Origin of the sequence: Kitasatospora sp. NPDC059462 (genome assembly GCF_042749955.1) — a bacterium.
Lineage (GTDB): Bacteria > Actinomycetota > Actinomycetes > Streptomycetales > Streptomycetaceae > Kitasatospora.
Genome location: NZ_JBHYUU010000051.1, coordinates 20252 through 45016, shown reverse-complemented (window position 1 = coordinate 45016; position 24765 = coordinate 20252). Strand labels below are relative to the sequence as shown.

The window sequence follows — 24765 nt, the reverse complement described above, 5'->3', positions numbered from 1 at the left end:
CCACGGTGACGTCGACCGAGGTCCTGGTGGCCGGCACCCCGGCGCCGCCCCCGCCGAGGGGCAGGCTGCTGCCGGCGAACTGCACCGACACGACGCCCGCCGGGACGTCCGGACCGAACGCCAGCCGGACGTTGAGCGTGCGGGACTCGCCGTCGCCCAGCCGGACCGGGGAGGCGTCCCGGTCCGGTGCGCGCAGCGCCAGGGTGAGCGCCCCGGGGGCGCTCCGGCCGTCGTCGGGGGCGGCCGCGAGCCACTGGCCGTCGGGGGTCTGGAAGTCCAGCGAGGCCGCCCCGGCGGTCAGGCCCGCGCCCCGGAGGGTGAGTTCGGGCCGGAAGGCGACGTCCTTGCCGCTGCGGTTGGTGAGTGTGAGCCGGAACGGCCTGGCCTCGCCGCCGGCGGTGAAGGAGCCGGGCACCGCGTCCAGGCCGAGGTAGGGCACGCCGGGCGCGGGGGCGGTCGTCGGCGCGCCGGTGGGCCCGGCCGCGACGGTGGTGAACTCCTGGTGCGGGGTGTTCGCCTCGGAGATCCGGCTCTCCGGCGGCAGGGTCGGGTCGGAGACCACCGCCCGGAACCCGGCGGTGGCCCGGCCGGCGGGCGCGTCGGCGGTGACGGCGAGCCGCAGCCGGTACGTCGCGGAGGCGCCGGCGGGCAGGCTCAGCCGGGTGGCGAAGGTGTCGAGCTCCCAGGCGGCGCCGACGGTGGCGCCCGGGCTGAGCGCGGCGGGCTTCCACGGGCCGCCGCCGGGGGCCTGGTACTCCAGCTTGAGCTGGGTCTCGCGGACGCCGGAGTCGACGTTGGCGACGGTGAAGCCGGTGGTGACGTCGACGGCGTGGTCGGCGGAGTTGCGCAGGGTGGCGGTGAACTCGGCGGCCGGACCGCCGGCGGTGAAGGCGGCGGGGAAGCCGGTGAGGGTGGCCGTCACCGGGCCGCGCGGGTTCTGGGGGCCGAGCGCCGGGCCCGGGGTGCCCTGGCCCTGCCGCACCGTCCCGGTGGCGCCGCCGGAACGCGGCAGCGCGGACGCGCCCGGGGCGGCCGCGGTCAGGGCCACGCCCGAGACCAGGGTGGCGGCGGCGGCGAGGGCGAGGGATCTGCGGTGCTGAGTACGCAAGGGGGACCTCACGGAAGAAAGGCGGGCGAACCCGACGAACCCGGCAGCAGGCGGTTCGCCGAGGTGGGGGGCCGCTCCGGGACTCTCACCCGGGTCGCTGCTTCGCCCCCCAACCACCAGCGACGGGCGCATCATATCCGAACGCGCGGACGCTTCCTGAGCGGTTTTCAAGGGGTGGGAGGGAGGTTCGCCGGACGGATTCGGCGATGACACCGTGACGAAATCGTGAGGACGGATGTCAGCGGGCTCCAGTACTGTGCGCACTCGTCCCCGGCGGTCTGCCCCGCGCGTCCGCCCGTCCCACGGAACAACAGGAACACTTCGTGAATCTCGACTTCGACGCCGAACCGCTCTTCTCCTGGTACGTCGTGCTGCTCGCCGTCAGCGGCATCGCGCTGCTGGTCATCGGCGCCGTCAACCTCGGCGGGCTGAAGATCGGCTGGCGCATCCTCAACGTGCTCGCCGGCCTGGGCTTCACCGGCTACGCGTACTACCTGGCCTTCGTCTTCGAGGGCGGCTCGTACACGCTGTTCTTCAAGGCGTTCATCCTGCCGGTGGCGCTGATAGCCAACGCGGTGAAGGCGCTGGTCTCGCGCTCCGAGACGCCGGCCGCCCCGCCGGCCCCGGCGGCCTCGCCGTACCAGCCCGACGCCCAGTACCCGCAGCAGGGCGGCCAGTACCCGCCGGCCGCGCCGTACCAGCCGCAGGCCGCCCAGTACCCCCCGGCACCTCAGGCCCCGGCCCCGGCCCCGGCCCCGCAGGCTCCCCCGCAGCACGGCTGAGCCCTCCGCGCCACGGCCTGATCACGATGGCCGACTCCCGGCGCCGGCAGCAGGTGGCGCTGCAGGTGGGCGCCCCCGACTTGTGCCGGGGCCCGGACGGTTGTCCGTGCCCGGCCGCGGCGCGTGGTCAGGCGGTCCGGCGGAGGCTGCGGACGGCGAGGAAGAAGGCGGCGGCGGTGAGGGTGGTGGAGAGGAGGAAGAGGAACGCGACGCCGAGGTGGAGGAGGGCGTGCGGCTCACGGAGGATGCGGGCGAGCACGAGGTAGCCGGCGGAGGCGGTGAGGACGGCGCCGAGGACGGGGGCGGCCCAGCGGTGGAAGGCGAGCCGCTTGGGGAGGGCGGAGAGCAGGGAGCCGGTGGGTATGGAGACGAAGGTGCCGAAGAGCAGGCCCACCATGGCCCCGAGGGGTACCGAGGTGTAGCGGAAGGCGACGAGCGCGACCAGGGCGCCCCAGAGCGCCCCGCCGATGACGCCGACCTGGGTGGTGCGAACGATGAGCCGGATACGCCAGGCGTTGGCGTTCATCGGTGGAAATCCTCCGGAACTGGGCTGCTGATCAGGAGAAATGGTCGAACTCGCCGGCCTTGACGGCCAGCAGGAGGGAATCGAGCTTCGCTACCTCGATGACCAGAACGCTCTGCGGGTCATCGGACTCCCGCAGATGACGAAGGCCCGCCGCGCCCGTGGCAAGTTCAACACAGCTACCGCCCGCGTTTGATCCGCTGAACGATGACTTCTGCCAACGCAGTTCTGGCATCAGGCGCCCTTCACGCTTGGAGCAGGTAGAGAAGATGTCGGATGAGCCCCCACGAGTCGCGCGCCGAGAGGGACGACTGGCCGGTGTCGACCGGAGGCAGCGCAAGATCGCTCAGCTTGTTGAACGTTCTGCGGTACGTCTCGATCGAGTGCCGGTCGCCAAGATACTCGGTGTGGCTTGGGTGATCCACAACAATGGTGGAGAGGTCCGCCGACCCCGGGTCCAACAGCAGGAATTGGCCTGTGTGCGGCGGCTTCTTCAGTGCCGTGAACGGTAGAACCTGGATGGTCACGTTGGGCAGCTCGGACACCTCAAGCAGGTGCGCCAGCTGCGCTCTCATCACGGCGTCTCCGGGGAAACGCAGGCGCAGAGCCGTTTCGTGAATCACGAAACGGAACTCCCGGCGCGGAAGGTCGGTCAGGATCCGCTGCCGGTTGATCCGGAAGTCGATCTCGGCTTCCACGTCCAACTTGCGGTCGCGATGAGCGTCTTCGTAGATCGCTTCGGCATATGCGGACACCTGGAGGAGACCGGGCACGTAGAACGTCTCGTAGTTGTCGATCCGAGCCGCGCTGTCCTCGGTCTCGGCCAGATCGAGCGCAAGATCCGGCACCCGGTCGGCGAACTCCGACCACCATCCCTTGCCCGTCCGCCGCCCCATGTCCGCGAGCTTGGCCCGGTAGACCGGGTCCTCACAGCCGTAGGCATCGAGCCAGATCCCCAACCGTTCCTGGTTGAGGCCTGTTCGACCCGCCTCCGTATGGCTGACGGCCGGACTCTTCATCCCCACGAGTGCTCCGGCTTCCGGTGCAGACAAGCCCGCCGCCAGCCGCAGGCGCTGCAACTCCTCGCCGAAGCGGCGTTGCCGCTGGCTGATCTCTCCCCTGAGCCCCACAGCGCTCCTTCCCTCTCCCCGAGTGTTCCGCATCGGCTCGACCCGATGCCACCGGCCAAGCATCACCCACAAGGGTCAACCTTGTCGCACTAGTTGCAACGTTTTAACTCTTCACCCTACTCTCAGTGGTGCACCGATCACGCGACGGATCGTCAATCACTGTTCGGCCCTCCGTCGGTGAGTCACTCCTCCCCACCTCACGGAGGTCCCCATGCGTGCCCCCACCCCGCCCGACTGGTTCGTCGTCCGCCACGAGCTGCGAGCCCTCCTCACCACGGCCGGCTGGCGCGCGGACGCCATCCACGACGCCGAACTCGCCCTTCATGAGCTGTTTGTGAATGCCTGGAAGCACGCGGGGACCCAGGCGCCCCACGTCATCGCCGCCCTCTGCCCGCGCACGCTGCGGGTCTCGGTCTGCGACGACAGCCCGGACCTGCCCGAACTGCGCACCTGCACCGACCCCTACGCGGTCTCGGGCCGCGGACTCCACCTCGTCCAGGCCCTCACCGACCGCTTCGGCGCCGAGCCCGCGAAGCACGGCAAGGTGGTCTGGTTCGAGCTGGAGGCCACCGCGTGAACGCCCCTCTCGAACCCCACGACAAGATCCTGCGCACCTACAGCGAGCCCGAGGTGACCGCCCTGCTCCGCGAACTCCACGATCGCGGAAAGCCGTTCGGCATCCAGTGGGGCTCCGCGGCCGTCAGCGGCAGCACCATCGACGGGCGACTCCTCGTCGACTTCGGCGACACCTCCGTGGCCACCCTGCTCAACCTGCTCGCCCTCCTCCGCGAGGGGCTCAGGACCTCGTGGACTTCCTCATCGGCGCAGCCTTCGCCGTCCTCCTCGCCCTCGCCCTCGCCACCGTCGTCACCGGCGTCATCACCGCACTCAAGGTCCACGACACCGAGGAGAACGAGCACAACTGCTGAACGAAACGGGAGCAGTGTTGCTACTCCTGTCCGGCCGCCCCCGACCGGGGCACCCCGGGGCCCCGGGGTGCGAGGGGGCGGCTCAGGACCAGATGGGTCGTGGTGCTCCCCAACTGCGCCAGCTCGTCGACGATCTCCTCCAGATGCCCCATCGACGTGGTCGCGATCTTCAGCGCATAGCAGTCGTCCCCCGTGGTCCGCAGACACTCCAGGATCTCCGACCGCTCCTCCAGCAACCGCCGCAGCGGCTCGTGCCGCACCGCCGGCCCCGGGTACTTCAACCGCACGACCGCCGTCACCGGGAACCCCGTGCGCTCCAGGTCCACCTCGGCCCGGTACCCCGTGATCACTCCCGCCGCTTCCAGCCGCCGCACCCGCTCCGTCGTCGCCGACGCGCTCAGGTTCACCCGCCGCGCCAGCTCCGTGAAAGCGATCCGCCCGTCCTCCTGGAGCTCGGCCAGGATCGCCCAGTCCGTCGCGTCAAGAATCTCGGTCATGCGCCCAGGTTGCCGGTGATTCCACGGCGGAACAACCCCCCGACCGGTAGATGTCACACCAGTCAATCCAGCCGACATCCTCGCTTGCCCCTGCCCCAGGGACAAGGCGCAGAGTAGCCCCCGTGCACGAGGACCTGATCACCATCGGCGAGCTCGCCGCCCTCACCCGGCTCAGCCCCAAGGCCCTGCGCCTCTACGGAGAACGCGGCCTGCTGCCCCCCGCCGACGTCGCCCCGCACACCGGGGTCCGCCGCTACGGCCTCGCCCAGGTCGAACGGGCCCGCCGGATCGCGCTGTTGCGCGCCGTCGGCATGCCACTGGCCCGGATCGCGGCCGTGCTCGACGCGGACGGCGACGAGTCCGCGCTCCTGCTCGACGCCCACTGGCGCGAGCAGGAACGCACGCACAGGGCCCGCCGGTACGCGGTGGGCTACGCCCGCACCGTACTCACCGGAAGGACTTCGACCATGTACCGGATCGCCGAACGCGACGTTCCCGAACAGCAGGTGCTCTGCATCCAGCGGCACCTCACGGGAGCCACCCTCGTCCCCTTCCTGAACGAGGCCGGCGAGCAGCTCGTCGCCCACCTCGGGTCGACCGGCGCGTGTCTCTCCGGGCCGATCTTCAGCATCTTCCACGGCCACGTCAGCGAGGACTCGGACGGCCTGGTGGAGGTGTGCGCCCCGACGCTGAACGCCGTCGGGCCGACCGGCGCGATCTCCGTGCGGATCCACCCCGCCCACCGCGAGGCGTACACCGAACTCACCAAGGAACACAAGGACTTCGCCACGGTGGCCGCCGTCCACTACGCCGTCGCCGCCTGGGTCGAGGAGCAGGGTTACGAGCGCCACGGCGGCAACCGGGAGGTGTACTACCCGAACTTCGAGACCGCCGCTCCGCACGAGCACACCTCGGACGTCACCGTCCCCTTCCGCCCCCGCCCGACGACGGCGTAGCGCCTACGCCTCCACCTGACGCAACCTCTCCAGCAGGGCCATCAACTGCCGCTGCTCGTCCGGGTTGAGCGGCGCCAGCAGCTCCGCGTTGGCCGCCTCCGCCAGCTCCGCGCAGCGGGCGAGCACGGCCACGCCCTCCTCGGTGACGGTGACGGCGTTCTTGCGCCGGTCGACCGGGTCCGGCGCGCGCAGCACGTAGCCGGACCGCTGGAGGTGGTTGAGCGCGCCGACCATGTCCTTGGGGTCGACGGCCAGGCGGCGCCCCAACTCCGCCTGCGCCACCGGACCGTACTCGGCGACACCGGCGAGCACGGCGTGCTGGAGGAGCTTCAGCCCCTCCACCGCGATCGCGTCGGCGACCAGGCCCCGGCCACGCGCCGCGACCCGGCCGGTGAGCCAGCTCGGCAGGGTCTGGATGTGCTGGAGGGGCGTGGTCATGTCCCCAGCCTACTCCGATTTCCATTGGACATCCCAACGGTTCTCGCCCTACCGTTGGGCTGCCCAATGAATTCGCCGGATCGGGGAGGTCCTGTGCTGCGCGTCCGCCATGAGGTCGACGGCTCTTCCGCGCTGCTGCGCGCCGAGGAGGCGCCGGTGCCCGAGGCCCGCACCGGGGAGCTGCTGGTCCGGGTGCAGGCGATCGGCGTCACCCTGCCCACCGTCCGCAGGCTCCGTGACAGCCGCGAGCCCCTCCCCCTCGGCGGCGAGATCGCCGGCCGCGTCGTCGCCACCGGTCCCGGCGCCGGCGGCTTCGCGGCCGGCGACCGCGTCACCGGGCTCTGCTTCACCGACGCCTACGCCGAGTACGCCGTCCTGCCCGTCGCGATGGCTTCCCGCGTCCCGGACGACGCCACCGCCGTCGAGGCCGTGGCCCTGGTCCGCAGCGGCCTCGTCGCACGCGGCGCCCACGAGGCGGCACGCGCCGAACCGGGTGGGTCCGTCCTGGTCACGGCCGCCGCGAGCGGGGTCGGCACGCTCGCCCTCCAGTACGCCGGGGCCGGCGGCGCGGGCCGCGTCGTCGCCGCCGTCGGCAGCGCCGCCAAGGCCGACTTCGTCCGCTCCCTCGGCGCCGACGAGGTCGTGCTCTACCGGGACCTCGACCGGAGCGGCCCGTACGACGCGATCCTCGACGGCGTCGGCGGTGACCTCCTCCCGAGCGCCGTCCGCGCCCTCGCCACCGGCGGCCGGCTGGTCGCCTACAGCTCCGGCGGCGGCACCGTCGAGGCGTACGAGCTCCTCCTGCGCGGCGCCTCGGTGACCGGCTTCCAGATCCGCGCGATCGCCACCGGCCGCCCCGATCTCTACGCCCGCTGGCGCGACGACCTCTGGCACCACCGTGCCGCCGGCACCTTGCGCACCGCCGTGCACGCCGAGCTCCCCCTCACCGACGCGGCCCGCGCCCACACCCTCATCGAGCAGCGCCGCAACCTCGGCAAGGTGGTCCTGGTCCCCTGACCACCCCGGAACAGGAAGTCGGACCGGCCGACTTCCCACCCCACCACCCCCGCAATCTCCGGGCCGACCCTGAGCGGAACCCTGAGAGCGGTCATGCCTGCTCAGGAGCAGCGTCGGGGGCGGGATCGGCTTGCGGGCTGAGGCTTTCGGCGCCGCGACGGCGCAGCATGGAAGTACGCCAGCCGGAGGGACCGGCCAACGGCATCACCACAGCAACGGAGTTCGCCATGAGCCGCCTCGCCCGCCCCCGCCACAACCGCGTCATCGCCGGCGTCTGCGCCGGGCTCGCCGAGCGCTTCGGGCTCACGCCGTGGACGATGCGCGTGATCTTCCTCGCCTCCTGCCTGCTGCCCGGCCCGCAGTTCCTCATCTACCTGGCGCTCTGGCTGCTGCTGCCCCAGGAGCCGTGACACCGGAAGGCAACGGAAGACACCGGGAAGCGCCGGGAAGCGCCGGGAAGCGCCGAGGGGCCGCCCCTCCCCCTGCGGGAGCGGGCGGCCCCTCCGGCCGTGCTGCGGACCTGCCGCGGGCGGCGGGCCGGTCAGCCGGTGAGGCCCGGCAGCGGGAGGGTCTGGGTCAGCCCGCCGAGCGGGGTCTTGTCCAGGCCCGGCACGTTCGGCAGGGCGGCCCGGTTGCTGGTGACGCCGGCGAGCGGGGCGGCCGGCTGGCCCGCGGTGGGGGCGAGGCTGCCGAGGGTGGAGCTGACCTTGTCGGCGACCGGCAGCTTGCCCGCGGCGTCGGTGAGGGCACTGGTGGCGGCCGGGTTGGTCAGCAGACCGGTCGGAAGCCCGAGACCGCCGGCGGCGGCCGGAGCGGCGGACGCGCCGCCGGCGCCGACCGCGGCGATCGCGATGCCGAGCGCGGCGGTGCCGGCGGCCTTGAGAGTGGCCTGCTTCATGTGGTTCCCCTTGGGTCCTCGTCCGGTGGCCGACACGCGCGGCCGACGCGACGGGCCCGCCGCCACGGCCTGTCAGCAGTGACGCGCACACCGTAGTGAGGGGACCGGTCGGGGTTCAACGCGATTCACCCGCCCGAGCGAGAAGTCGGATGAACGCCAACCCCCTTGGCGGCACGCGGCGTTCATCCGACCGGAGCGGGCGCGCTCAGCTGCCGGCGCTGAACAGCCACTCGGCCTTGAGCTCGGCGTAGCCCGGCTTGATCACGTCGTTGATCATCGCGAGCCGCTCGTCGAACGGCAGGAAGGCCGACTTCATCGCGTTCACGGTGAACCACTCCAGGTCCCCCAGCGTGTAGCCGAAGGCCTCGACCAGGTGCGCGAACTCGCGGCTCATGCTGGTGCCGCTCATCAGCCGGTTGTCGGTGTTCACGGTGACCCGGAACTTCAGCCGGCTGAGCAGCCCGATCGGGTGCTCGGCGTACGACGTGGCCGCACCGGTCTGCAGGTTGGAGGTCGGGCACATCTCCAGCGGGATGCGCTTGTCGCGCACGTACGCGGCCAGGCGGCCCAGCTTGACGGTGCCGTCGTCCTCGACCGTGATGTCGTCGACGATCCGCACGCCGTGGCCGAGGCGGTCGGCGCCGCAGCACTGCAGGGCCTCCCAGATCGACGGCAGGCCGAAGGCCTCGCCCGCGTGGATGGTGAAGTGGTTGTTCTCGCCCTTGAGGTAGTCGAAGGCGGCCTGGTGGCGGGTGGGCGGGAAGCCCGCCTCGGCACCGGCGATGTCGAAGCCGACGACGCCGGCGTCCCGGTGACGGTTGGCCAGCTCGGCGATCTCGGAGGAGCGCGCGGCGTGCCGCATCGCGGTGATCAGGGTGCCGATCCGGATCCGGCGGCCGGCGGCGCGGGCGTTGGCCTCGCCGAGCCGGAAGCCCTCCTGGACGGCCTCGACGACCTCGTCCAGGGTCAGGCCGCGCTCCAGGTGCTGCTCGGGGGCGTAGCGGACCTCGGCGTAGACGACGCCGTCGGCGGCGAGGTCCTCGGCGCAGTCGGCGGCGACCTTGATCAGGGCTTCGCGGGTCTGCATGACGGCGCAGGTGTGGGCGAAGGTCTCCAGGTAGCGGACCAGCGAGCCGGAGTCGGCGGCCTCGCGGAACCAGGCGCCGAGCTCCTCGGGGTCGGTGGTGGGGAGGCCCTCGTAGCCGACGGCCGCGGCCAGCTCGACCACGGTCTCGGGGCGCAGGCCGCCGTCGAGGTGGTCGTGCAGGAGCACCTTCGGCGCGCGGGCGATCTGGTCGGGGGTGGGGATCCGGGGGCCGGTGCCCGCGGTGGTGACGGGGATCTGCTTCTCCATTGCGGGAGTGTAGCTCCTACGCGCGTAGACAGGCCACCGTCCACGGGGCGAATCGTCCAATGTCCACCGGGAATTCCACCAAAGGGATGATCCGGGCAACCTCCCCGCCCCACGCCCCGGGCCGGACCGGGCCCGCGCGCCGACGGTCTTCGGCCGCGCCCCCGCCCGCGACCGTCAGTCGTGCGCCAGCAGCCGCCCCCGCCGCGACAGCACGAAGTCCCGGAACGCCGCCGCCGGAGGGGTCAGCGGCCGCCCCGCCGCCCACGCCAGCCCGATCGCCCGCCGGGTGCGCGGCGCCGTCACCTCCAGCTCGACCACCCCCGGCCGCGGCACCAGCGCCGGAGGCAGCAGCGCCACCCCCAGCCCCGCCGCCACCAGCCCGCGCAGCGTCTCCGTCTCCTCCCCCTCGAACGCGATCCGCGGCACGAACCCGGCCTCCGCACAGAAGCCGTCCGTGATCGCCCGCATCCCGTAGCCGGGCTCCAGCCCGACGAACGGCTCCTCCGCCACCTCCGCCAGCCGGATCCGGCGCCGCCCGGCCAGCCGGTGGTCCGCCGGGACCACCAGGTGCAGCCGCTGCTCGTCCAGCCGCCGGGCGGCCAGCGCCGGGTCGTCGTCCGGGACCGGCGCGACCAGGCACAGGTCCAGCTCCCCCGCGCGCAGCCGGTCCAGCATCGCGCCCACGTAGTCCTGCACCAGCTGGAACCGCACCAGCGGGTACGCCGCCCGGAAGTCCCGCAGCAGGGCCGGCACCGCGTCCGTCCCCATGGTGTACAGGAAGCCGAACGCCACCCGGCCCGTCTCCGGATCGGCCTCCGCGCGCGCCGCCTCGGCGCCGCGTTCGACCTCGGCCAGCGCCCGTTCCACCGAGGCCAGCAGCAGCCGGCCGGCCCGGGTCAGCCGGACCGTCCGGCCCTGACGGGCCAGCAGGTCGACACCCAGCTCCGCCTCCAGCCGGGCCACCGCCCGGGACAGCGTCGGCTGCGGCATCCTTAGCAGCGCCGCCGCCTGCGTCACGTGCTCCAGCCGGGCCACCGCGGCGAACTGCGCCAGCAGCGGCGCGAGTTGCACGGCGGGAAGCTCCGGCCCCAGCTCCGCGAGCCGGACCGGCTCCGCACCCGTGTCCATCCTGGCCTCCTGTCATCGCCACACGCTCGGCTCATACGCCCGTGCATGGATTATGGACGGTTGATGCATTGGACGCATCAGCCCGGCCGTCCTAACGTCGACGTCATGCAGCCCTCCAGTACCAGGGCGTCCGCGCCCACGCCGGACGCCCTCACCCCGCCGATGCCGCACCGCGACGACCGCCACCGCCCCGGGCAGCGCTCCTTCCGCCGCGCCAACCTCGCCCTGTTCGCGGCCGGCATCGCGACCTTCGTCCTCCTCTACTCCACCCAGGGCCTGCTGCCGGTCCTCTCCGACGACCTCGGCCTCACCCCCGGCCAGGCCAGCTGGACGGCCTCCGCCGCCACCCTCGGCCTCGCCCTCGCCCTGCTCCCCGCCAGCGCGCTCTCCGACCGGTACGGCCGCACCGCCGTGATGACGGCCTCCACGCTCGGCGCCTCCGCCCTCGCGCTCGCCCTGCCGTTCGCACCGGACCTCACCACCCTGGTCGTGCTCAGGGTCCTCCAGGGCGCCGTGCTCGCCGGGCTCCCCGCCACCGCGATGGCCTACCTCGCCGAGGAGGTCCACCCCTCCGCGCTCGCCTCCGCGATGGGCCTGTACGTGGCGGGCAACAGCATCGGCGGCATGGGCGGACGGCTGCTCTCCGGCTGGGTCGCGGCCGGCCTCGGCTGGCGCTGGGGGCTCGCCGCCTCCGCCGCCCTCGCCCTGCTCGCCACCCTCGCGTTCCGGCTGCTGATCCCCGGCGCCCGGCACTTCACCCCTGCCCCGGTGGACGCCCGCGCCCTCGCCCGCACCGTCGGCCGGCACCTGCGCAACCCGCTGCTGCTGCGGCTGTACGCGCTGGGGCTGCTGTTCATGGCCGTGTTCGGCGCGGTCTACAACACCGTCGGCTACCGGCTGATCGCCGCACCCTTCCACCTGCCGGAGTCGGTCGCCGCCTCGATCTTCGTGGTCTACCTGGTCGGCACCGGCACCTCCGCCGCCGCGGGCCGGCTGGCCGGCCGGCTCGGCCGCCGGGGCGCCCTGTACGTCGCGATCGGCACCACCGCCCTCGGGCTGCTGCTCTCCCTCGCCGACTCCCTGGTCCTCGCCCTGCTCGGGCTGGTGCTGATCACCGCCGGCTTCTTCGCCGGCCACGCCACCGCCTCCTCGGCCGTCGGCCGCACCGCCACCGAGGGCCGCGCCCAGGCCTCCGCGCTCTACCTGATCGCCTACTACCTGGGCAACAGCCTCGGCGGCACCATCGGCGCCGACGCCTACCACGCCACCGGCTGGCCCGGCGCGGCCACCATCGGCCTCACCGCCATGACCCTCGCCGCCGCCGTCACCCTCTACGCCACCCGCCGGGCCCACACCGCCACCCGCCGGGCCGCTCTCCCCACGACCCGCTGACCCGGGGGTCCGCCGACCCGGGGGTCCGGTGGTCCGGGGCTCCGGCGGATACCTGACGTTCGCTGTCAGGTATCCGCCGTAGCTTCCCCCCGTCCCACCAGTACGGCGAACGGAGGAACGCACCATGGCCACCTTCATCCTCATCCCCGGCGCGCTGCACGGCGGCTGGTGGTACCGGCCGCTCACCGAGGGGCTGCGGGCCGCCGGGCACGAGGCGCACCCGCTGACCCTGACCGGGGTGAGCGAGCGGGGGCACGTCGGGGCGGTGGGCGGGGTCAACCTGGACGTCCACGTCCAGGACGTGCTGGCGCTGCTGGAGTCGGAGCGGGTCACCGACGCCGTGCTGGTCGCACACAGCTACGGCGGGATGGTCGCCTCCGCGGTGGCCGACCGCGCGCCGGAGCGGATCGCCGGGCTGGTCCACGCGGACGCCTTCGTGCCGCGCGACGGCGAGTCCGCGTACGCGATCGCCAACGACGTGTGGAAGCAGCGCTACCTGGCCGGCGCCGCAGCGGGCGGCGGCCACACCCTGGTCGGCCGGAACCCCGCCCTCGACCCGCGCGCCACCGTCCACCCGCTGGCCAGCCTGCTCCAGCCGGTCACCCTCACCGGCGCCGCCGACGCCCTGGACGTCCCCCGCGTCTACCTGCACGCGCAGAACTTCGCGGACTCCCCGTTCCTGGAGACGTACGCCCGCCTGCGCACCGACCCCGCCTGGACCGTCCACGCCCTCCCCACCGGCCACGACCTCGTCCGCGAGGCCCCCGAGGAGTTCCTGAGGCTCACCCTCACCGCAGCCGGCCGAGGAACGCCCGGCCGGCGACTGCCGTCGCTGGACTCCGGAATATGAGCACCGATCCTGCTGCGTACGGCCGGTTGCGCGAGATCGCCGATCAGCTGCCGCAGATCCCCGGGACAGGGAAGATCGAGATCGCCGATGGCGAGATCGTCATGCTGATGCCGCCGGTCAGGAGGCACGAACTCGCCGTGATCCGCATCGCTCGGCAGCTCAACGCCCACACCGTCGCCGTCGGCCCCTGGACGATCGACACCGGCGGGCTGCTCACGTACGCCTGATCCGGCGTACGTGAGCAGGCCCCCGAAGACCGTCAGGCGATGCGGTCCAGGACGATCGGGGCCGGGGTGAACACCGTGCCGGCCGGGGCGACCTCGATGCCGCCGGCGAGGGCCTCGATCGCGTAGTCGAAGCGCTCGGGGGTGTCGGTGTGCAGGGTCAGCAGGGGCTGGCCGGCGATCACGGTGTCGCCCGGCTTGGCGTGCATCTCGACGCCCGCGCCGGCCTGCACCGGGTCCTCCTTGCGGGCGCGGCCGGCGCCGAGGCGCCAGGCGCAGACGCCCACCGCGTAGGCGTCGAGGGTGGTGAGGACACCGGAGGCGGGGGCCGCAACGACGTGCTGCTCGCGGGCGACCGGCAGCGGGGCGTCGACGTCGCCGCCCTGGGCGGCGATCATGCGGCGCCAGTGGTCCATCGCGGAGCCGTCGCGCAGCGCGTCGGCCGGGTCCTTGCCGTGCACGCCCGCGGCGGCCAGCATCTCGCGGGCCAGCGCGAGGGTGAGCTCGACGACGTCGGCCGGGCCGCCGCCGGCCAGCACCTCGACCGACTCGCGGACCTCCAGCGCGTTGCCGGCGGTGAGGCCGAGCGGGGTGGACATGCCGGTGAGCAGGGCGACGGTGTTGACGCCCGCCGAGGTGCCGAGGCCGACCATGGTGCGGGCCAGTTCGCGGGCGTCCTCGATGTTCTTCATGAAGGCGCCGGAGCCGACCTTCACGTCGAGGACGAGCGCGCCGGTGCCCTCGGCGATCTTCTTGGACATGATCGAGGAGGCGATCAGCGGGATCGCCTCGACGGTGCCGGTGACGTCGCGCAGCGCGTAGAGCTTCTTGTCGGCCGGGGCGAGGCCGTCGCCGGCCGCGCAGATGACCGCACCGGTGTCCCGGAGCACCTGCAGCATCTCCTCGTTGGAGAGCAGGGCGCGCCAGCCGGGGATGGACTCCAGCTTGTCGAGGGTGCCGCCGGTGTGGCCGAGGCCGCGGCCGGACAGCTGCGGGACGGCCGCGCCGCAGGCGGCGACCAGCGGGGCGAGCGGCAGGGTGATCTTGTCGCCGACGCCGCCGGTGGAGTGCTTGTCGCTGGTGGGCTGCGCCAGCGAGGAGAAGTCCATCCGGACGCCGGAACGGATCATGGCGTCCGTCCAGCGGCTGATCTCGTGCGGGTTCATGCCGTTCAGCAGGATCGCCATGGCCAGGGCGGACATCTGCTCGTCGGCGACCTCGCCGCGGGTGTAGGCGTCGATGACCCAGTCGATCTGAGCGTCGCTCAGCTCTCCGCGGTCGCGCTTGGTCCTGATGACGGAGATGGCGTCCATGGTTGCTCCATTGCTCCCGGATGGGTTTCGGAAAAAGCGAAGAGTGTCGCGAGGCAGGGGCGGAAAGCCCCGCTCGCGACACTCTACGCGCGTAACAAACGCGAGTGCTAGAGCCGCTCGGGCCCGAACGCGTCGGGCAGCACGTCACTCATCGGACGCACGCCGGACGGCAGCTCGATCAGCAGATCGGGCCCGCCGTGCTCGTACAGCAGCTGGCGGCAGCGGCCGCACGGCATCAGCAGCGCCCCGGCACCGTCCACGCAGGTGAACGCGGTCAGCCGGCCGCCGCCGCTCGCGTGCAGCGCGGAGACCAGGCCGCACTCGGCGCACAGCCCGAGCCCGTACGAGGCGTTCTCCACGTTGCACCCGGTGACCACCCGGCCGTCGTCCACCAGCGCGGCGGCACCGACCGGGAACCTGCTGTACGGCGCGTACGCGTGGCTCATCGCCTCGCGCGCCGCCGTCCGCAGCGCGGCCCAGTCCACCACCTCGGCGGGGGCCGTCACTTGCCCTGCCCCTTGCGGTAGATCTGGCCGTCGGCCTTCGGCGGCCGCAGCCGCTGCGAGGCCAGCGAGAGCACCACCAGGGTGATCACGTACGGCGTGGCGACGATCAGCGGACGCTGCACCTCGTCGGTGGTGAAGTACCAGACGAACAGGCCGCCGGAGACCACCAGGGAGATCAGCGCCGGCGTCGGCTTGCGGCGGTACGCGTGCCACGCCGCCAGCAGCACCATCGCGATGGCGACCACCAGGATCAGCACGTGGACCGACTCCGGGTCGCGCAGCTGGAGGCTGTCGGTGAAGCCGAACAGGCCCGCGCCGACGGCGAGGCCGCCCGGCATCCAGTTGCCGAAGATCATCGCGGCGAGGCCGATGAAGCCCCGGCCCAGGGTCTGGCCGTCCTTGTAGAAGTGCGCGGCGACCAGCGAGAGGTACGCGCCGCCGAGGCCCGCGAAGGCGCCCGAGGCGATGACCGCCAGGTACTTGTACTTGTAGACGTTGACGCCCAGCGACTCGGCGGCCGTCGGGTTCTCGCCGCAGGAGCGCAGCCGCAGGCCGAAGACGGTCCGCCAGAGCGCGAAGTAGCTGGCGACGATCAGCACGCCGGCCAGGATGACGACGACCGACAGGTTGGTGACCAGACCGCCGAGCACGCCGGCGACGTCGGAGACCAGGAACCAGTGGTGGGACTCGATGTCCTTCAGCCAGGAGGACAGGCCGGGCACGGTCAGGTACGGCAGCGGATCGGCCGGCGGGGACTGGTTCGCACCGGCGCCGAACGCGATGTAGTCCTTGTAGTAGATCCGGTTGACGTACGCGCAGATGCCGGGGATCAGCAGGTTGATGCCGACGCCGGAGACGATGTGGTCGACGCCGAAGGTCACCGTGATGACCGCATGCAGCAGACCGCCGAGCGCACCGCCGAGCATGCCGGCCACCAGGCCGAACCAGGGGTTGACCAGGTAGCCGCCCCAGGCCCCGGCGAAGGTGCCGGCGACCATCATGCCTTCGAGACCGATGTTGACGACGCCGGCCCGCTCGGACCAGAGACCGCCGAGACCGGCCATGCCGATCGGGACCGCCGCGCCCAGCGCCGCGGTGATCTGGCCGGAGGAGGTCAGCGCGTGGTTGTCGGTGATCATGCCGACGGCGGAGAACAGGACGAGGGCGCCCGCGACCAGCAGCAGCACCACCGGCCAGGACATCTTGCGCTTCTTGGCGGGCGCGCCGCCGGGCGTCTTCGCGCGAACAGCGGTGGCCGTACTCACGCCGACACCTCCTTCTTCTGGGCGGCCGCGGCGGCAGCCTGGGCGGCGAGCTCGGCGCCGACCTTCTGCTGCTGGCGCTTCAGGCCGTAGCGGCGGACCAGCTCGTAGGCGACGACGACGCAGATGACGATGGTGCCCTTCATGACGTCGACGATCTCGAACGGGAACTCACCGTTCTGCGGCAGCGGGAGCTGCGAGCCGGTGGCGTCGAGGAAGGCGAAGAGCAGGGCGGCGAAGACCATGCCGATCGGGCTGTTGCGACCGAGCAGGGCGACCGAGATGCCCAGGAAGCCGAGGCCGGCCTGGAAGCTCTGGCCGAAGTTGTAGGAGTTCTGCATCAGCTCCGGCAGGCCGATGAGGCCGGCCAGCGCGCCGGAGACCACCATCGAGGTGACCACCATGCGCTTGACGTTGACGCCGGACGCGGTGGCCGCGCTCTCCGAGCGGCCGGTGGCGCGCAGGTCGAAGCCGAAGCGGGTGCGGTTCAGGGTGAACTGGAAGGCCACGCCGACCAGGACCGCGATGACGACGAAGCCCCAGAGCGGGCCGCCGTCGGTGTCGATCGAGAAGAACCGGCTGGACTCCGAGATCGGGTCGGTCTGGATCGAGTTGCTGGTGGTGCCCTTCTCCGGCGCGAAGATGCCGGGGACGAGCAGCAGACCGACCACCGCGGTGGCGATCGAGTTCAGCATGATGGTCGAGATGACCTCGCTGACGCCGCGGTAGACCTTCAGCAGGCCGGCCACGGCCGCCCACATGCCACCGACCAGCATCGCGGTCAGCAGCAGCAGCGGGATCTGGATGACCGCCGGGAGGTCGACCTGGCTGCCGACGAACGCGGCGAACAGCGCGGCGAGCTTGTACTGGCCCTCGACACCGATGTTGAAGAGGTTCATGCGGAAGCCGAAGGCGGCGGCCGCGGCGGCGAGGTAGTACGTGGTGGACCGGTTGATGATGGCCACCTGGCCGTCCGACTTGGTGCCGTACGTGATCATCACGTTCCAGGCGTCGAACGGGTTCTTGCCGGAGGTCGCCAGCAGCAGCGAGCAGATGACGACGGACAGCACGACGGCGAGCACCGGCGCCGCGAGGGCGAGCACGATCTTCTCGCCGCTGAACCGCTGCGCCAGGCCGCCCTTGGCGGCGGCCGCGGGCGCGGCGGGAGCGGGCTTGGGACTGGTCATGTGGCTACTCCCCCGCCTGCTGGTCGTCGGCGGTGTCGGTGGGGGTGTCGGACGGCGCGGCCGCGGTGCCCTCGGCCGCGAGGGCCTGCGCCTGGGCGACCGCCTCCGGCTCGGACTCGATGTGGCCGCTGGCGGCACCGGTCATCGCGGTGCCGAGGTCCTCGGCGGTCACGGTCTCCGGATCGGCGTCGGCGACCAGCCGGCCGCGGTAGATCACCCGGATGGTGTCGGAGAGGCCGATCAGCTCGTCCAGGTCGGCGGAGATCAGCAGCACGGCGAGGCCGGCCCGCTGGGCGTTCTTGATGTGCTCCCAGATCTGCGCCTGGGCGCCGACGTCCACACCGCGGGTGGGGTGGGCGGCGATCAGCAGCTTGGGGTCGTGGCTCATCTCGCGGCCGATGATCAGCTTCTGCTGGTTGCCGCCGGAGAGGGAGGCCGCGGTGACCTCGATGCCGGGGGTGCGGACGTCGTACTCCTCGACGATCCGCTGGGTGTCCCTGCGGGCGGCGGCCGGGTCGAGCAGCACGCCGTTGGAGTTCGGGCGCTCGGTGACGTGGCCGAGGATCCGGTTCTCCCAGAGCGGGGCCTCCAGCAGCAGGCCGTGCCGGTGGCGGTCCTCGGGGATGTAGCCGATGCCGGCCTCGCGGCGGGCCCGGGTGAGGGTGCCGGAGAGGTCCTTGCCGTCCAGCGTGACGCTGCCGGCGTCCAGCGGGAGCATGCCCATGACGGCCTCGACCAGTTCGGCCTGGCCGTTGCCCTCGACACCGGCGATGCCGAGGATCTCGCCCTTGTGGATGCGCAGCGAGATGTCGTCCAGGACGACGCGCTCGATGCCCTCGGCGTCGGTCTTGGCGATCCGCAGGCCGTCCACGCGCAGCATCTCGGTGGTGGTGACGGTCGACTCGCGGCTCTGCGGGGAGGGCAGTTCGCTGCCGACCATCAGCTCGGCGAGCTGGGGGGCGGTGACCTGCTTCGGGTCGGCGTCGCCGACGGTGGTGCCGCGCCGGATGACGCTGATCGCGTCGGCCACCGAGAGCACCTCGTGCAGCTTGTGCGAGATGAAGATGACGGTGACGCCCTCGGACTTCAGCTCCCGCAGGTTGTCGAACAGGGCGTCGACCTCCTGCGGGACGAGCACGGCCGTGGGCTCGTCGAGGATGAGGATCTTGGCGCCGCGGTAGAGCACCTTGAGGATCTCGACGCGCTGGCGGTCGGCCACCCCGAGGTCCTCGACCAGTGCGTCCGGGCGCACGCCCAGGCCGTACTGCTCGGAGAGCTGCGCGATCTTCTCCTTGGCCCTGGCCCCGATGCCGTACAGGTGCTCGCCGCCGAGGACGACGTTCTCCAGGACGGTGAGGTTGTCGGCGAGCATGAAGTGCTGGTGCACCATGCCGATGCCGCGCGCGATGGCGTCGCCCGGAGTGTTGAACTCGCACAGGTCGCCGTTGATCGCGATGGTGCCCTCGTCCGGCTTCTGCATGCCGTAGAGGATCTTCATCAGCGTCGACTTCCCGGCGCCGTTCTCGCCCATGAGGGCGTGCACGGTGCCGGTGCGGACGGTGAGGTTGATGTCGTGGTTGGCCACGACGCCGGGGAAGCGCTTGGTGATGCCGCGCAGTTCGACGGCCGGTGTCGCCGTCCCCGCGCTGGGGTTACCGCCCGTCATCGGGGCGGGGTCGGATGCGGTGATGGCGGTCTCCTGGTGGTCTGGAGGCGCGTCGTTGCGCTGGAGGGCCAAAGCGGGAAGGGGGGAGAGACGGGACGGGGCCCGGGGGGTACGCACTGAGCGCACCCTTCCGGGCCCCTCCCTGAGTTGCGTCCATCATGGCGTTGCCGGGCAGGCGGCAGCGGCAGTGACGTCCGGTCGAGCCCGGGAGCCTTACAGCTTCGACGGGTCGGTCGGGATGGTGGTCTGGCCGCTCTTGATGGCGTTGGCGGCCTCGTCGAGCTTGCCCTTGATGTCGTCGATCTTGCCGCCGGTGGTGGCGAGCGAGACACCGTCGACCTTGAGGTCGAAGTTCTTCACACCGGTGAAGGGCTGGCCGTTCTTGACCGACTCGATGTAGGAGAAGACCGCCTTGTCGACGTTCTTGACCATCGAGGTCATGATGCTGTTCTTGTACTTCGCCAGGGCCGGCTGGGAGGCCTGGTCGGAGTCGACGCCGATGGCCAGCGCGCCCTGCTTGTTGGCGACGGCCTCGATGGCGCCGTTGCCGGAGGAGCCGGCGGCCGTGTAGATGACGTCCGCGCCCTTGTCGAGCTGGCCCTGCGCGGCTTCCTTGCCCTTGTCGGGGGCGGCGAAGCCGGTGAAGTCCGGCGGGGTGGTCAGGTAGGTGACCTCGACCGGCATCTGCGGGTCGACGGACTTGACGCCCGCCCGGTAGCCGGCCTCGAACTTCTTGATCAGCTCGGACTGCACACCACCGATGAAGCCGACGTGCTTGGACTTCGACTTGTTGGCGGCGGCGACACCGGCCAGGTAGGAGCCCTCCTGCTCGGCGAAGAGCAGCGAGGTGACGTTCGAGGGCTGCTCGGCGTCGGTGGAGTCGATGATCGCGAACTTGACGTTCGGGTTCTCCTTGGCGATCTTGTTGACCGCCGGCTGGTAGACGAAGCCGACCGCGATGATCGGGTTGTAACCCGCGGAGACCAGGTTCTTGAGGCGGGTCTCCTTGTCGGCCTCCGCCTCGCCGGTCTTGGCGTCGGCCTCGGTGACCGCGACACCCAGCTTGCTCTTGGCCTCGTCGAGGCCGCGGGCGGCGGAGTCGTTGAAGGACTGGTCGCCACGGCCGCCGATGTCGTAGGCCATGCCGACCTTCAGGCCGCCCTCGGACGAGCCGGAGGAGGCGGTGGTGTCGTTGCTCTTTGCGCCGCAAGCGGCGAGCGAGGCGATGCCCAGGGAACCCGAGAGCACAACCGCGGCGAGCTTAGTGGAACGGCGCAAGGGAGTTTCTCCTTCTCACACGCAACCGATTTAGCGTGGTCGGACGCCACCGTAACGCGCGTAGAACACGGTTGTGTTACGGGCCGCCGGAGCATTCGGGTTGTTATCAAACCGTGGTCTGACGGCCGCCCCGACGCCCCTTTCCCTTGCGCGAAGGGTGCTTTGGGCCGGTCCGCCCCCGTGTACGGAATCTGAATTATCGGGACATCGACGACGAAACCGGACACCTTCGGCAGGTGTCCGGCTTCCGGTCGGCGGCGGTGCCGGTGTCAGAGCGTGCCGGGCTCCAGGGCCAGCGCAGTGAAGAGCTCGACGCCGATCGCGATCGCGCGCTCGTCCACGTCGAAGCGGCCCTGGTGCAGGTCGCGGACGGTGGTGTCGCCGGGGGTCCGCACCCCGAGCCGGGCGAGCGCGCCGGGGGCGTGCTCCAGGTACCAGGAGAAGTCCTCCCCGCCGAGCGACTGCTCGGTGTCCTCGACCACCTCGGCGCCGTCCTGGCCGAAGCGCGCGGTCATGCCGGCCTCCAGCAGCCCCACCGAGACCGCCTCGTTGACCACCGGCGGCACGCCCCGGTGGTAGTCGAGCGTCCACTTCGCGCGGTAGGTCTCGGCGAGCCGGGCGATCAGCTCATGCAGCAGGTCCGGTGCCTCCCGCCAGCCGGCCAGCTCCAGGCAGCGGACGGTGCCCTCCAGTTCCCCGTGCTGCGGGATGACGTTGGGCGCGGAGCCCGCGGCGATCCGGCCCCAGACCAGCGAGACGCCCCAGCGCGGGTCCATCCGGCGGGCCAGCGCGGCCGGCAGCTCGGCGGCGGTGCGGGCGACCGCGGTGACCAGGTCGGTGGTCAGGTGCGGGCGCGCGGTGTGGCCGCCGGGGCCGTCCAGGTGGAGCACCAGGCGGTCGCAGGCGGAGGTGATCGCCCCGACCCGCAGGCCGATCCGGCCCACCTCCACCTTGGGGTCGCAGTGCACGGCGAAGATCCGGCCGACGCCCTCCATCCCGCCGGCCGCGATCACGTCCAGCGCGCCGCCGGGCATGACCTCCTCGGCGGGCTGGAAGACCATCCGAACCGGGCGCCGCAGCTCGCCGGAGCGGGCCGCCCCGGCGAGCACCAGCGCGGTGCCGAGCGCCACCGAGGTGTGCACGTCGTGGCCGCAGGCGTGGGCCCGGCCGGGGACGCTCGAACGGTAGGGGACGTCGGTCTTGGCGTCGTCGATCGGCAGGGCGTCGATGTCGGCGCGGAAGGCGAGGAACTCCGCGCCGCGCGGGGCGGACTCGGGAACGATGTCGACGAGCATTCCGGTGCCGCCCGGCAGGATCCGGGGGGCGAGGCCTGCGGCGACCAGGCGGTCGCGCAGCAGGCCGGTGGTTCGGAACTCCTGGCGGCCCAGCTCCGGGTGCCGGTGCAGGTCCCGCCGGAAGGCGATCAGCTCGGGCTCCAGCTCCCGTACCCGGTCGCGGAGACCGGCGGCGGGGCGGGCAGCGGTGAGGGTGACGGCCGACTGGGCGGACTCACGACGGTTCATCTCAACAAGGGTAGGCCTGTTGGGGGGATTTGGCCCGACTTCCCGCAAAGAAGTCCCCGGATGGGCGCATACCGGCCGCGTTGGTGGGTATGACATCTTGTTTCAGCCGCCTTCCCCATGGTGCCTGCTCTGTGCAACGACCATCGACGATCAAGGTCACGGCAGGCTCCACCGGCCGGTTGACGGCCTCCCGGACGGCTCCGCACGGGCCCCGCGCGCGCCGCACATTGGCTCAAAAGCGTTCGACCGGGACGTGCCGGCCCCACACCTCGCGCAGCGCGTCGCAGACCTCGCCGACGGTGGCCCGCGCGGCCAGCGCCTCGCGCATCGGGTACAGCACGTTCTCCCGCCCCCCGGCGGCCCGGCGCAGCGCGTCCAGCGCCCGGCCCACCGCGGCGCCGTCCCGGGCCGCCCTCAGCCGGGCCAGCCGCCCGGCCTGCCGGGCCTCGATCGCCGGGTCCACCCGCAGCGGCCGGTACGGCTCCTCGGCCGCCAACTCCCCCGGCCCGAGCCGGAACCGGTTGACCCCGACCACGGTGCGGGTGCCCGCCTCGGTCTCCCGCTGGATCCGGTAGGCGCTGCGCTCGATCTCCGCCTTCTGGTAGCCGGCCTCGATCGCCGCCACCGCCCCGCCCAGGTCCTCGACCCGTGCCATCAGCCCGAGCGCCGCGGCCTCCACCTCGTCGGTCAGCGCCTCCACCGCGTAGGAGCCGGCGAACGGGTCGACGGTGGCGGTCACGTCGGTCTCGTGGGCGAGCACCTGCTGGGTGCGCAGGGCGAGCCGGGCGGCCTTCTCGGTGGGCAGCGCCAGCGCCTCGTCGAAGGAGTTGGTGTGCAGCGACTGGGTGCCGCCGAGCACCGCCGCGAGCGCCTGCACCGTGACCCGGACCAGGTTCACCTCGGGCTGCTGGGCGGTCAGTTGGACGCCCGCGGTCTGGGTGTGGAAGCGCAGCCGCTGCGAGCGCGGGTCCCGGGCGCCGAACTCCTCGCGCATCACCCGGGCCCAGATCCGGCGGGCGGCGCGGAACTTGGCGACCTCCTCCAGCAGGGTGGCGCGGGCCACGAAGAAGAAGGAGAGGCGGGGCGCGAAGTCGTCCACCGCCAGACCGGCGGCCAGCGCGGCGCGCACGTACGCGATGCCGTCGGCCAGGGTGAAGGCGATCTCCTGCGCAGGCGTGGCCCCGGCCTCGGCCATGTGGTAGCCGGAGATCGAGATGGTGTTCCAGCGCGGGATCTCGGCCCGGCAGTACCGGAAGAGGTCGGCGACCAGCCGCAGCGAGGGCTGCGGCGGGAAGATGTACGTCCCGCGGGCGATGTACTCCTTCAGCACGTCGTTCTGCACCGTGCCGGTGAGCCCGGCCGGCGCGACCCCCTGGGCCTCGCCGACCAGCTGGTAGAGGAGCAGCAGCACGGCGGCCGGGGCGTTGATGGTCATCGAGGTGGAGACCTCGCCGAGCGGGATGCCCGCGAACAGCTCGGCCATGTCCTCCACGCTGTCGACCGCCACGCCGACCCGGCCGACCTCGCCGGCGGCGAGCGGGGCGTCCGAGTCGTAGCCCATCTGGGTGGGCAGGTCGAAGGCGACCGAGAGGCCGGTGGAGCCGCCGGCGATCAGCTGCCGGTAGCGGGCGTTGGACTCGGCGGCGGTGCCGAAGCCCGCGTACTGGCGCATCGTCCACGGCCGGCCGGTGTACATGGTCGGGTGGATCCCCCGGGTGAACGGGTACTCCCCCGGGCGGCCCAGCCGCTCCTGCGGGGTCCGGCCGGCCAGGGCCTCGGGGCCGTACACCGGCGCGAACGGGAAGCCGGACTCGGTGCGGCGCGGGCCGGGGGGCGGCCCGGCGGGCGGGTCGGCGGTCATGGGGTCCTCCGCGGGGTCGGCGGGCGGGTCCACTCCTCTCGCAATGTAGCGCCGAAGGCCTTGAGATGATCGGTCGAACCGACCGGGATATCTCAGGAGTGGCAATGACCGAGCAGAAGGTGGCCGTCGTCACCGGTGCGAGCAGCGGGATCGGCGCGGCGACGGCCCGCCGCCTGGCCGCCGAGGGCTTCGAGGTGGTGCTGACCGCCCGCCGCACCGAGCGGATCGAGGCGCTGGCGAAGGAGACCGGCGGCCGGGCGTACACCCTGGACGTCACCGACCGGGCCGCCGTGGACGCCTTCGCCGCGGCGATCGGCCGGGTGGACGTGCTGGTGAACAACGCCGGCGGGGCGATCGGCGCGGAGAGCGTGGAGACCGGGGACCCGGCGGACTGGCTGGCCATGTACCAGGTCAACGTGCTCGGCGTGCTGCACATGACCCAGGCGCTGCTGCCGGCCCTGCGGGCGAGCGGCGACGGCACCGTCCTGGTGCTCTCCTCGACCGCCGCGCTGGCCGCGTACGAGGGCGGCGGCGGTTACGTGGCGGCCAAGCACGCGGCGCACACCATCGCCGCAACGCTGCGCCTGGAGCTGTGCGGGGAGCCGATCCGGGTGATCGAGATCGCCCCGGGCATGGTGAAGTCCGAGGGCTTCGCGGTGACCCGGTTCCGCGGCGACGAGGAGAAGGCCGCCGCGGTGTACGCGGGCGTCGCCGAGCCGCTCACCTCCGAGGACATCGCCGACACCGTCGCCTGGGCGGTCACCCGGCCGTCGCACGTCAACGTCGACCTGCTGGTGGTCCGCCCGCGCGCCCAGGCGGCCAACCACAAGGTGCACCGCGAGCTCTGACGCGCCGCCAGGCCCGGACCGCGGTCCGGGAGGGCGCGGGCGGTGGGGCGACAGGGGGGTCAGCATCCGAACTGTCACCCGTGAGTGGTACATAC

26 protein-coding genes and 1 pseudogene are annotated in these 24765 nt (G+C 72.4%); 10 read left to right on the top strand and 17 right to left on the bottom strand.

What is annotated here, in order from left to right:
• Positions 1-1108 (bottom strand): annotated as a pseudogene (locus tag ACFXAM_RS16010) (hypothetical protein); the annotation flags it as partial.
• Positions 1109-1431: 323 nt separating this feature from the next.
• Here ACFXAM_RS16010 and ACFXAM_RS16005 point away from each other — a divergent pair.
• Positions 1432-1890 carry a hypothetical protein gene (locus tag ACFXAM_RS16005; RefSeq protein ID WP_380291517.1) on the top strand — a complete coding sequence of 153 codons (459 nt, stop codon included), beginning with the start codon at positions 1432-1434 and terminating at the stop codon, positions 1888-1890.
• Positions 1891-2017: 127 nt separating this feature from the next.
• Here the strand turns inward: ACFXAM_RS16005 and ACFXAM_RS16000 are convergent, their stop codons facing one another.
• Genes ACFXAM_RS16000 through ACFXAM_RS15990 form a run of 3 tightly spaced genes read right to left on the bottom strand, consistent with a single transcriptional unit; the run spans position 2018 to position 3543 of the window.
• Positions 2018-2416, bottom strand: a complete 399-nt coding sequence (locus ACFXAM_RS16000) for a hypothetical protein (protein ID WP_380291515.1) — start codon at positions 2414-2416, stop codon at positions 2018-2020.
• Positions 2417-2447: 31 nt separating this feature from the next.
• Positions 2448-2648 (bottom strand): DUF397 domain-containing protein, encoded by a 201-nt coding sequence (locus ACFXAM_RS15995; protein ID WP_380291513.1) that lies wholly within the window; start codon positions 2646-2648, stop codon positions 2448-2450.
• Between the two features lie 10 nt (positions 2649-2658).
• Positions 2659-3543 (bottom strand): helix-turn-helix domain-containing protein, encoded by an 885-nt coding sequence (locus tag ACFXAM_RS15990; RefSeq protein ID WP_380291511.1) that lies wholly within the window; start codon positions 3541-3543, stop codon positions 2659-2661.
• A 211-nt stretch (positions 3544-3754) separates the two neighbouring features.
• On the opposite strand from ACFXAM_RS15990, the gene ACFXAM_RS15985 reads away from it, so the two are divergent.
• Positions 3755-4120 (top strand): ATP-binding protein, encoded by a 366-nt coding sequence (locus tag ACFXAM_RS15985; protein ID WP_380291509.1) that lies wholly within the window; start codon positions 3755-3757, stop codon positions 4118-4120.
• Positions 4121-4349: 229 nt separating this feature from the next.
• A complete protein-coding gene (locus tag ACFXAM_RS15980) occupies positions 4350-4472 on the top strand; it encodes a hypothetical protein (RefSeq protein WP_380291507.1) in 123 nt (40 codons plus the stop codon).
• 20 nt (positions 4473-4492) lie between these two features.
• On the opposite strand, the gene ACFXAM_RS15975 is transcribed toward ACFXAM_RS15980, so the two are convergent.
• The gene (locus ACFXAM_RS15975; protein ID WP_380291505.1) at positions 4493-4969 is read right to left on the bottom strand and encodes an Lrp/AsnC family transcriptional regulator; all 477 of its coding nucleotides are present in this window, start codon (positions 4967-4969) and stop codon (positions 4493-4495) included.
• A 122-nt stretch (positions 4970-5091) separates the two neighbouring features.
• Between ACFXAM_RS15975 and ACFXAM_RS15970 the strand changes: the two genes are divergently transcribed.
• Positions 5092-5925 (top strand): MerR family transcriptional regulator, encoded by an 834-nt coding sequence (locus ACFXAM_RS15970; RefSeq protein WP_380291503.1) that lies wholly within the window; start codon positions 5092-5094, stop codon positions 5923-5925.
• 3 nt (positions 5926-5928) lie between these two features.
• On the opposite strand, the gene ACFXAM_RS15965 is transcribed toward ACFXAM_RS15970, so the two are convergent.
• Positions 5929-6363 (bottom strand): MarR family winged helix-turn-helix transcriptional regulator, encoded by a 435-nt coding sequence (locus ACFXAM_RS15965; RefSeq protein ID WP_380291501.1) that lies wholly within the window; start codon positions 6361-6363, stop codon positions 5929-5931.
• A gap of 93 nt (positions 6364-6456) precedes the next feature.
• Between ACFXAM_RS15965 and ACFXAM_RS15960 the strand changes: the two genes are divergently transcribed.
• Positions 6457-7380, top strand: coding sequence for a zinc-binding alcohol dehydrogenase family protein (locus tag ACFXAM_RS15960; protein WP_380291499.1), 924 nt, complete (start codon positions 6457-6459; stop codon positions 7378-7380).
• 227 nt (positions 7381-7607) lie between these two features.
• Positions 7608-7790, top strand: coding sequence for a PspC domain-containing protein (locus tag ACFXAM_RS15955; protein ID WP_350554659.1), 183 nt, complete (start codon positions 7608-7610; stop codon positions 7788-7790).
• Between the two features lie 131 nt (positions 7791-7921).
• Here ACFXAM_RS15955 and ACFXAM_RS15950 read toward each other — a convergent pair whose 3' ends face one another.
• The 3 genes from ACFXAM_RS15950 to ACFXAM_RS15940 form a co-directional block, all read right to left on the bottom strand.
• Complete coding sequence (locus tag ACFXAM_RS15950) at positions 7922-8278, bottom strand: hypothetical protein (RefSeq protein ID WP_380291497.1); 357 nt, start codon at positions 8276-8278, stop codon at positions 7922-7924.
• 205 nt (positions 8279-8483) lie between these two features.
• Positions 8484-9632 carry an adenosine deaminase gene (locus ACFXAM_RS15945; protein WP_380291495.1) on the bottom strand — a complete coding sequence of 383 codons (1149 nt, stop codon included), beginning with the start codon at positions 9630-9632 and terminating at the stop codon, positions 8484-8486.
• A 174-nt stretch (positions 9633-9806) separates the two neighbouring features.
• Positions 9807-10760, bottom strand: coding sequence for a LysR family transcriptional regulator (locus ACFXAM_RS15940; protein ID WP_380291493.1), 954 nt, complete (start codon positions 10758-10760; stop codon positions 9807-9809).
• A gap of 105 nt (positions 10761-10865) precedes the next feature.
• On the opposite strand from ACFXAM_RS15940, the gene ACFXAM_RS15935 reads away from it, so the two are divergent.
• The 3 genes from ACFXAM_RS15935 to ACFXAM_RS15925 all read left to right on the top strand — a co-directional run bounded on the left by ACFXAM_RS15935 (position 10866) and on the right by ACFXAM_RS15925 (position 13229).
• Complete coding sequence (locus tag ACFXAM_RS15935; protein ID WP_380291491.1) at positions 10866-12152, top strand: MFS transporter; 1287 nt, start codon at positions 10866-10868, stop codon at positions 12150-12152.
• A 124-nt stretch (positions 12153-12276) separates the two neighbouring features.
• Positions 12277-13002 (top strand): alpha/beta fold hydrolase, encoded by a 726-nt coding sequence (locus ACFXAM_RS15930; protein WP_380291490.1) that lies wholly within the window; start codon positions 12277-12279, stop codon positions 13000-13002.
• Complete coding sequence (locus ACFXAM_RS15925) at positions 12999-13229, top strand: hypothetical protein (RefSeq protein WP_380291488.1); 231 nt, start codon at positions 12999-13001, stop codon at positions 13227-13229. Before ACFXAM_RS15930 ends, ACFXAM_RS15925 begins: the two co-directional genes overlap by 4 nt.
• A gap of 32 nt (positions 13230-13261) precedes the next feature.
• Here the strand turns inward: ACFXAM_RS15925 and ACFXAM_RS15920 are convergent, their stop codons facing one another.
• The 8 genes from ACFXAM_RS15920 to ACFXAM_RS15885 form a co-directional block, all read right to left on the bottom strand.
• Entirely contained in the window at positions 13262-14539 is a 1278-nt protein-coding gene (locus tag ACFXAM_RS15920) for a thymidine phosphorylase (RefSeq protein ID WP_380291486.1), read from the bottom strand.
• A gap of 107 nt (positions 14540-14646) precedes the next feature.
• Complete coding sequence (locus ACFXAM_RS15915; protein WP_380291484.1) at positions 14647-15045, bottom strand: cytidine deaminase; 399 nt, start codon at positions 15043-15045, stop codon at positions 14647-14649.
• Positions 15042-16310, bottom strand: a complete 1269-nt coding sequence (locus ACFXAM_RS15910; RefSeq protein WP_380291482.1) for an ABC transporter permease — start codon at positions 16308-16310, stop codon at positions 15042-15044. The genes ACFXAM_RS15915 and ACFXAM_RS15910 overlap by 4 nt, the downstream gene beginning before the upstream one ends.
• Entirely contained in the window at positions 16307-17494 is a 1188-nt protein-coding gene (locus ACFXAM_RS15905) for an ABC transporter permease (RefSeq protein ID WP_380291480.1), read from the bottom strand. The genes ACFXAM_RS15910 and ACFXAM_RS15905 overlap by 4 nt, the downstream gene beginning before the upstream one ends.
• A gap of 4 nt (positions 17495-17498) precedes the next feature.
• Positions 17499-19160 (bottom strand): ABC transporter ATP-binding protein, encoded by a 1662-nt coding sequence (locus ACFXAM_RS15900; protein ID WP_380291478.1) that lies wholly within the window; start codon positions 19158-19160, stop codon positions 17499-17501.
• 213 nt (positions 19161-19373) lie between these two features.
• Positions 19374-20438 (bottom strand): BMP family protein, encoded by a 1065-nt coding sequence (locus ACFXAM_RS15895; protein WP_380291476.1) that lies wholly within the window; start codon positions 20436-20438, stop codon positions 19374-19376.
• Positions 20439-20707: 269 nt separating this feature from the next.
• Positions 20708-21961, bottom strand: coding sequence for an amidohydrolase (locus ACFXAM_RS15890; RefSeq protein ID WP_380291474.1), 1254 nt, complete (start codon positions 21959-21961; stop codon positions 20708-20710).
• A 232-nt stretch (positions 21962-22193) separates the two neighbouring features.
• Positions 22194-23822: a methylmalonyl-CoA mutase gene (locus ACFXAM_RS15885; protein ID WP_380291472.1), complete on the bottom strand. Its 1629-nt coding sequence runs from the start codon at positions 23820-23822 to the stop codon at positions 22194-22196.
• Between the two features lie 104 nt (positions 23823-23926).
• On the opposite strand from ACFXAM_RS15885, the gene ACFXAM_RS15880 reads away from it, so the two are divergent.
• Positions 23927-24670, top strand: coding sequence for an SDR family oxidoreductase (locus ACFXAM_RS15880; protein ID WP_380291470.1), 744 nt, complete (start codon positions 23927-23929; stop codon positions 24668-24670).
• The last annotated feature ends 95 nt before the right edge of the window (positions 24671-24765 follow it).

Coding starts and splice junctions, on each gene's coding strand:
- ACFXAM_RS16000 (WP_380291515.1), bottom strand. CDS start 2,416: ATGAACGCCAACGCCTGGCGTATCCGGCTCATCGTTCGCACCACCCAG.
- ACFXAM_RS15995 (WP_380291513.1), bottom strand. CDS start 2,648: ATGCCAGAACTGCGTTGGCAGAAGTCATCGTTCAGCGGATCAAACGCG.
- ACFXAM_RS15985 (WP_380291509.1), top strand. CDS start 3,755: ATGCGTGCCCCCACCCCGCCCGACTGGTTCGTCGTCCGCCACGAGCTG.
- ACFXAM_RS15975 (WP_380291505.1), bottom strand. CDS start 4,969: ATGACCGAGATTCTTGACGCGACGGACTGGGCGATCCTGGCCGAGCTC.
- ACFXAM_RS15965 (WP_380291501.1), bottom strand. CDS start 6,363: ATGACCACGCCCCTCCAGCACATCCAGACCCTGCCGAGCTGGCTCACC.
- ACFXAM_RS15955 (WP_350554659.1), top strand. CDS start 7,608: ATGAGCCGCCTCGCCCGCCCCCGCCACAACCGCGTCATCGCCGGCGTC.
- ACFXAM_RS15950 (WP_380291497.1), bottom strand. CDS start 8,278: ATGAAGCAGGCCACTCTCAAGGCCGCCGGCACCGCCGCGCTCGGCATC.
- ACFXAM_RS15945 (WP_380291495.1), bottom strand. CDS start 9,632: ATGGAGAAGCAGATCCCCGTCACCACCGCGGGCACCGGCCCCCGGATC.
- ACFXAM_RS15940 (WP_380291493.1), bottom strand. CDS start 10,760: ATGGACACGGGTGCGGAGCCGGTCCGGCTCGCGGAGCTGGGGCCGGAG.
- ACFXAM_RS15935 (WP_380291491.1), top strand. CDS start 10,866: ATGCAGCCCTCCAGTACCAGGGCGTCCGCGCCCACGCCGGACGCCCTC.
- ACFXAM_RS15930 (WP_380291490.1), top strand. CDS start 12,277: ATGGCCACCTTCATCCTCATCCCCGGCGCGCTGCACGGCGGCTGGTGG.
- ACFXAM_RS15925 (WP_380291488.1), top strand. CDS start 12,999: ATGAGCACCGATCCTGCTGCGTACGGCCGGTTGCGCGAGATCGCCGAT.
- ACFXAM_RS15920 (WP_380291486.1), bottom strand. CDS start 14,539: ATGGACGCCATCTCCGTCATCAGGACCAAGCGCGACCGCGGAGAGCTG.
- ACFXAM_RS15905 (WP_380291480.1), bottom strand. CDS start 17,494: ATGACCAGTCCCAAGCCCGCTCCCGCCGCGCCCGCGGCCGCCGCCAAG.
- ACFXAM_RS15900 (WP_380291478.1), bottom strand. CDS start 19,160: ATGACGGGCGGTAACCCCAGCGCGGGGACGGCGACACCGGCCGTCGAA.
- ACFXAM_RS15890 (WP_380291474.1), bottom strand. CDS start 21,961: ATGAACCGTCGTGAGTCCGCCCAGTCGGCCGTCACCCTCACCGCTGCC.
- ACFXAM_RS15885 (WP_380291472.1), bottom strand. CDS start 23,822: ATGACCGCCGACCCGCCCGCCGGGCCGCCCCCCGGCCCGCGCCGCACC.
- ACFXAM_RS15880 (WP_380291470.1), top strand. CDS start 23,927: ATGACCGAGCAGAAGGTGGCCGTCGTCACCGGTGCGAGCAGCGGGATC.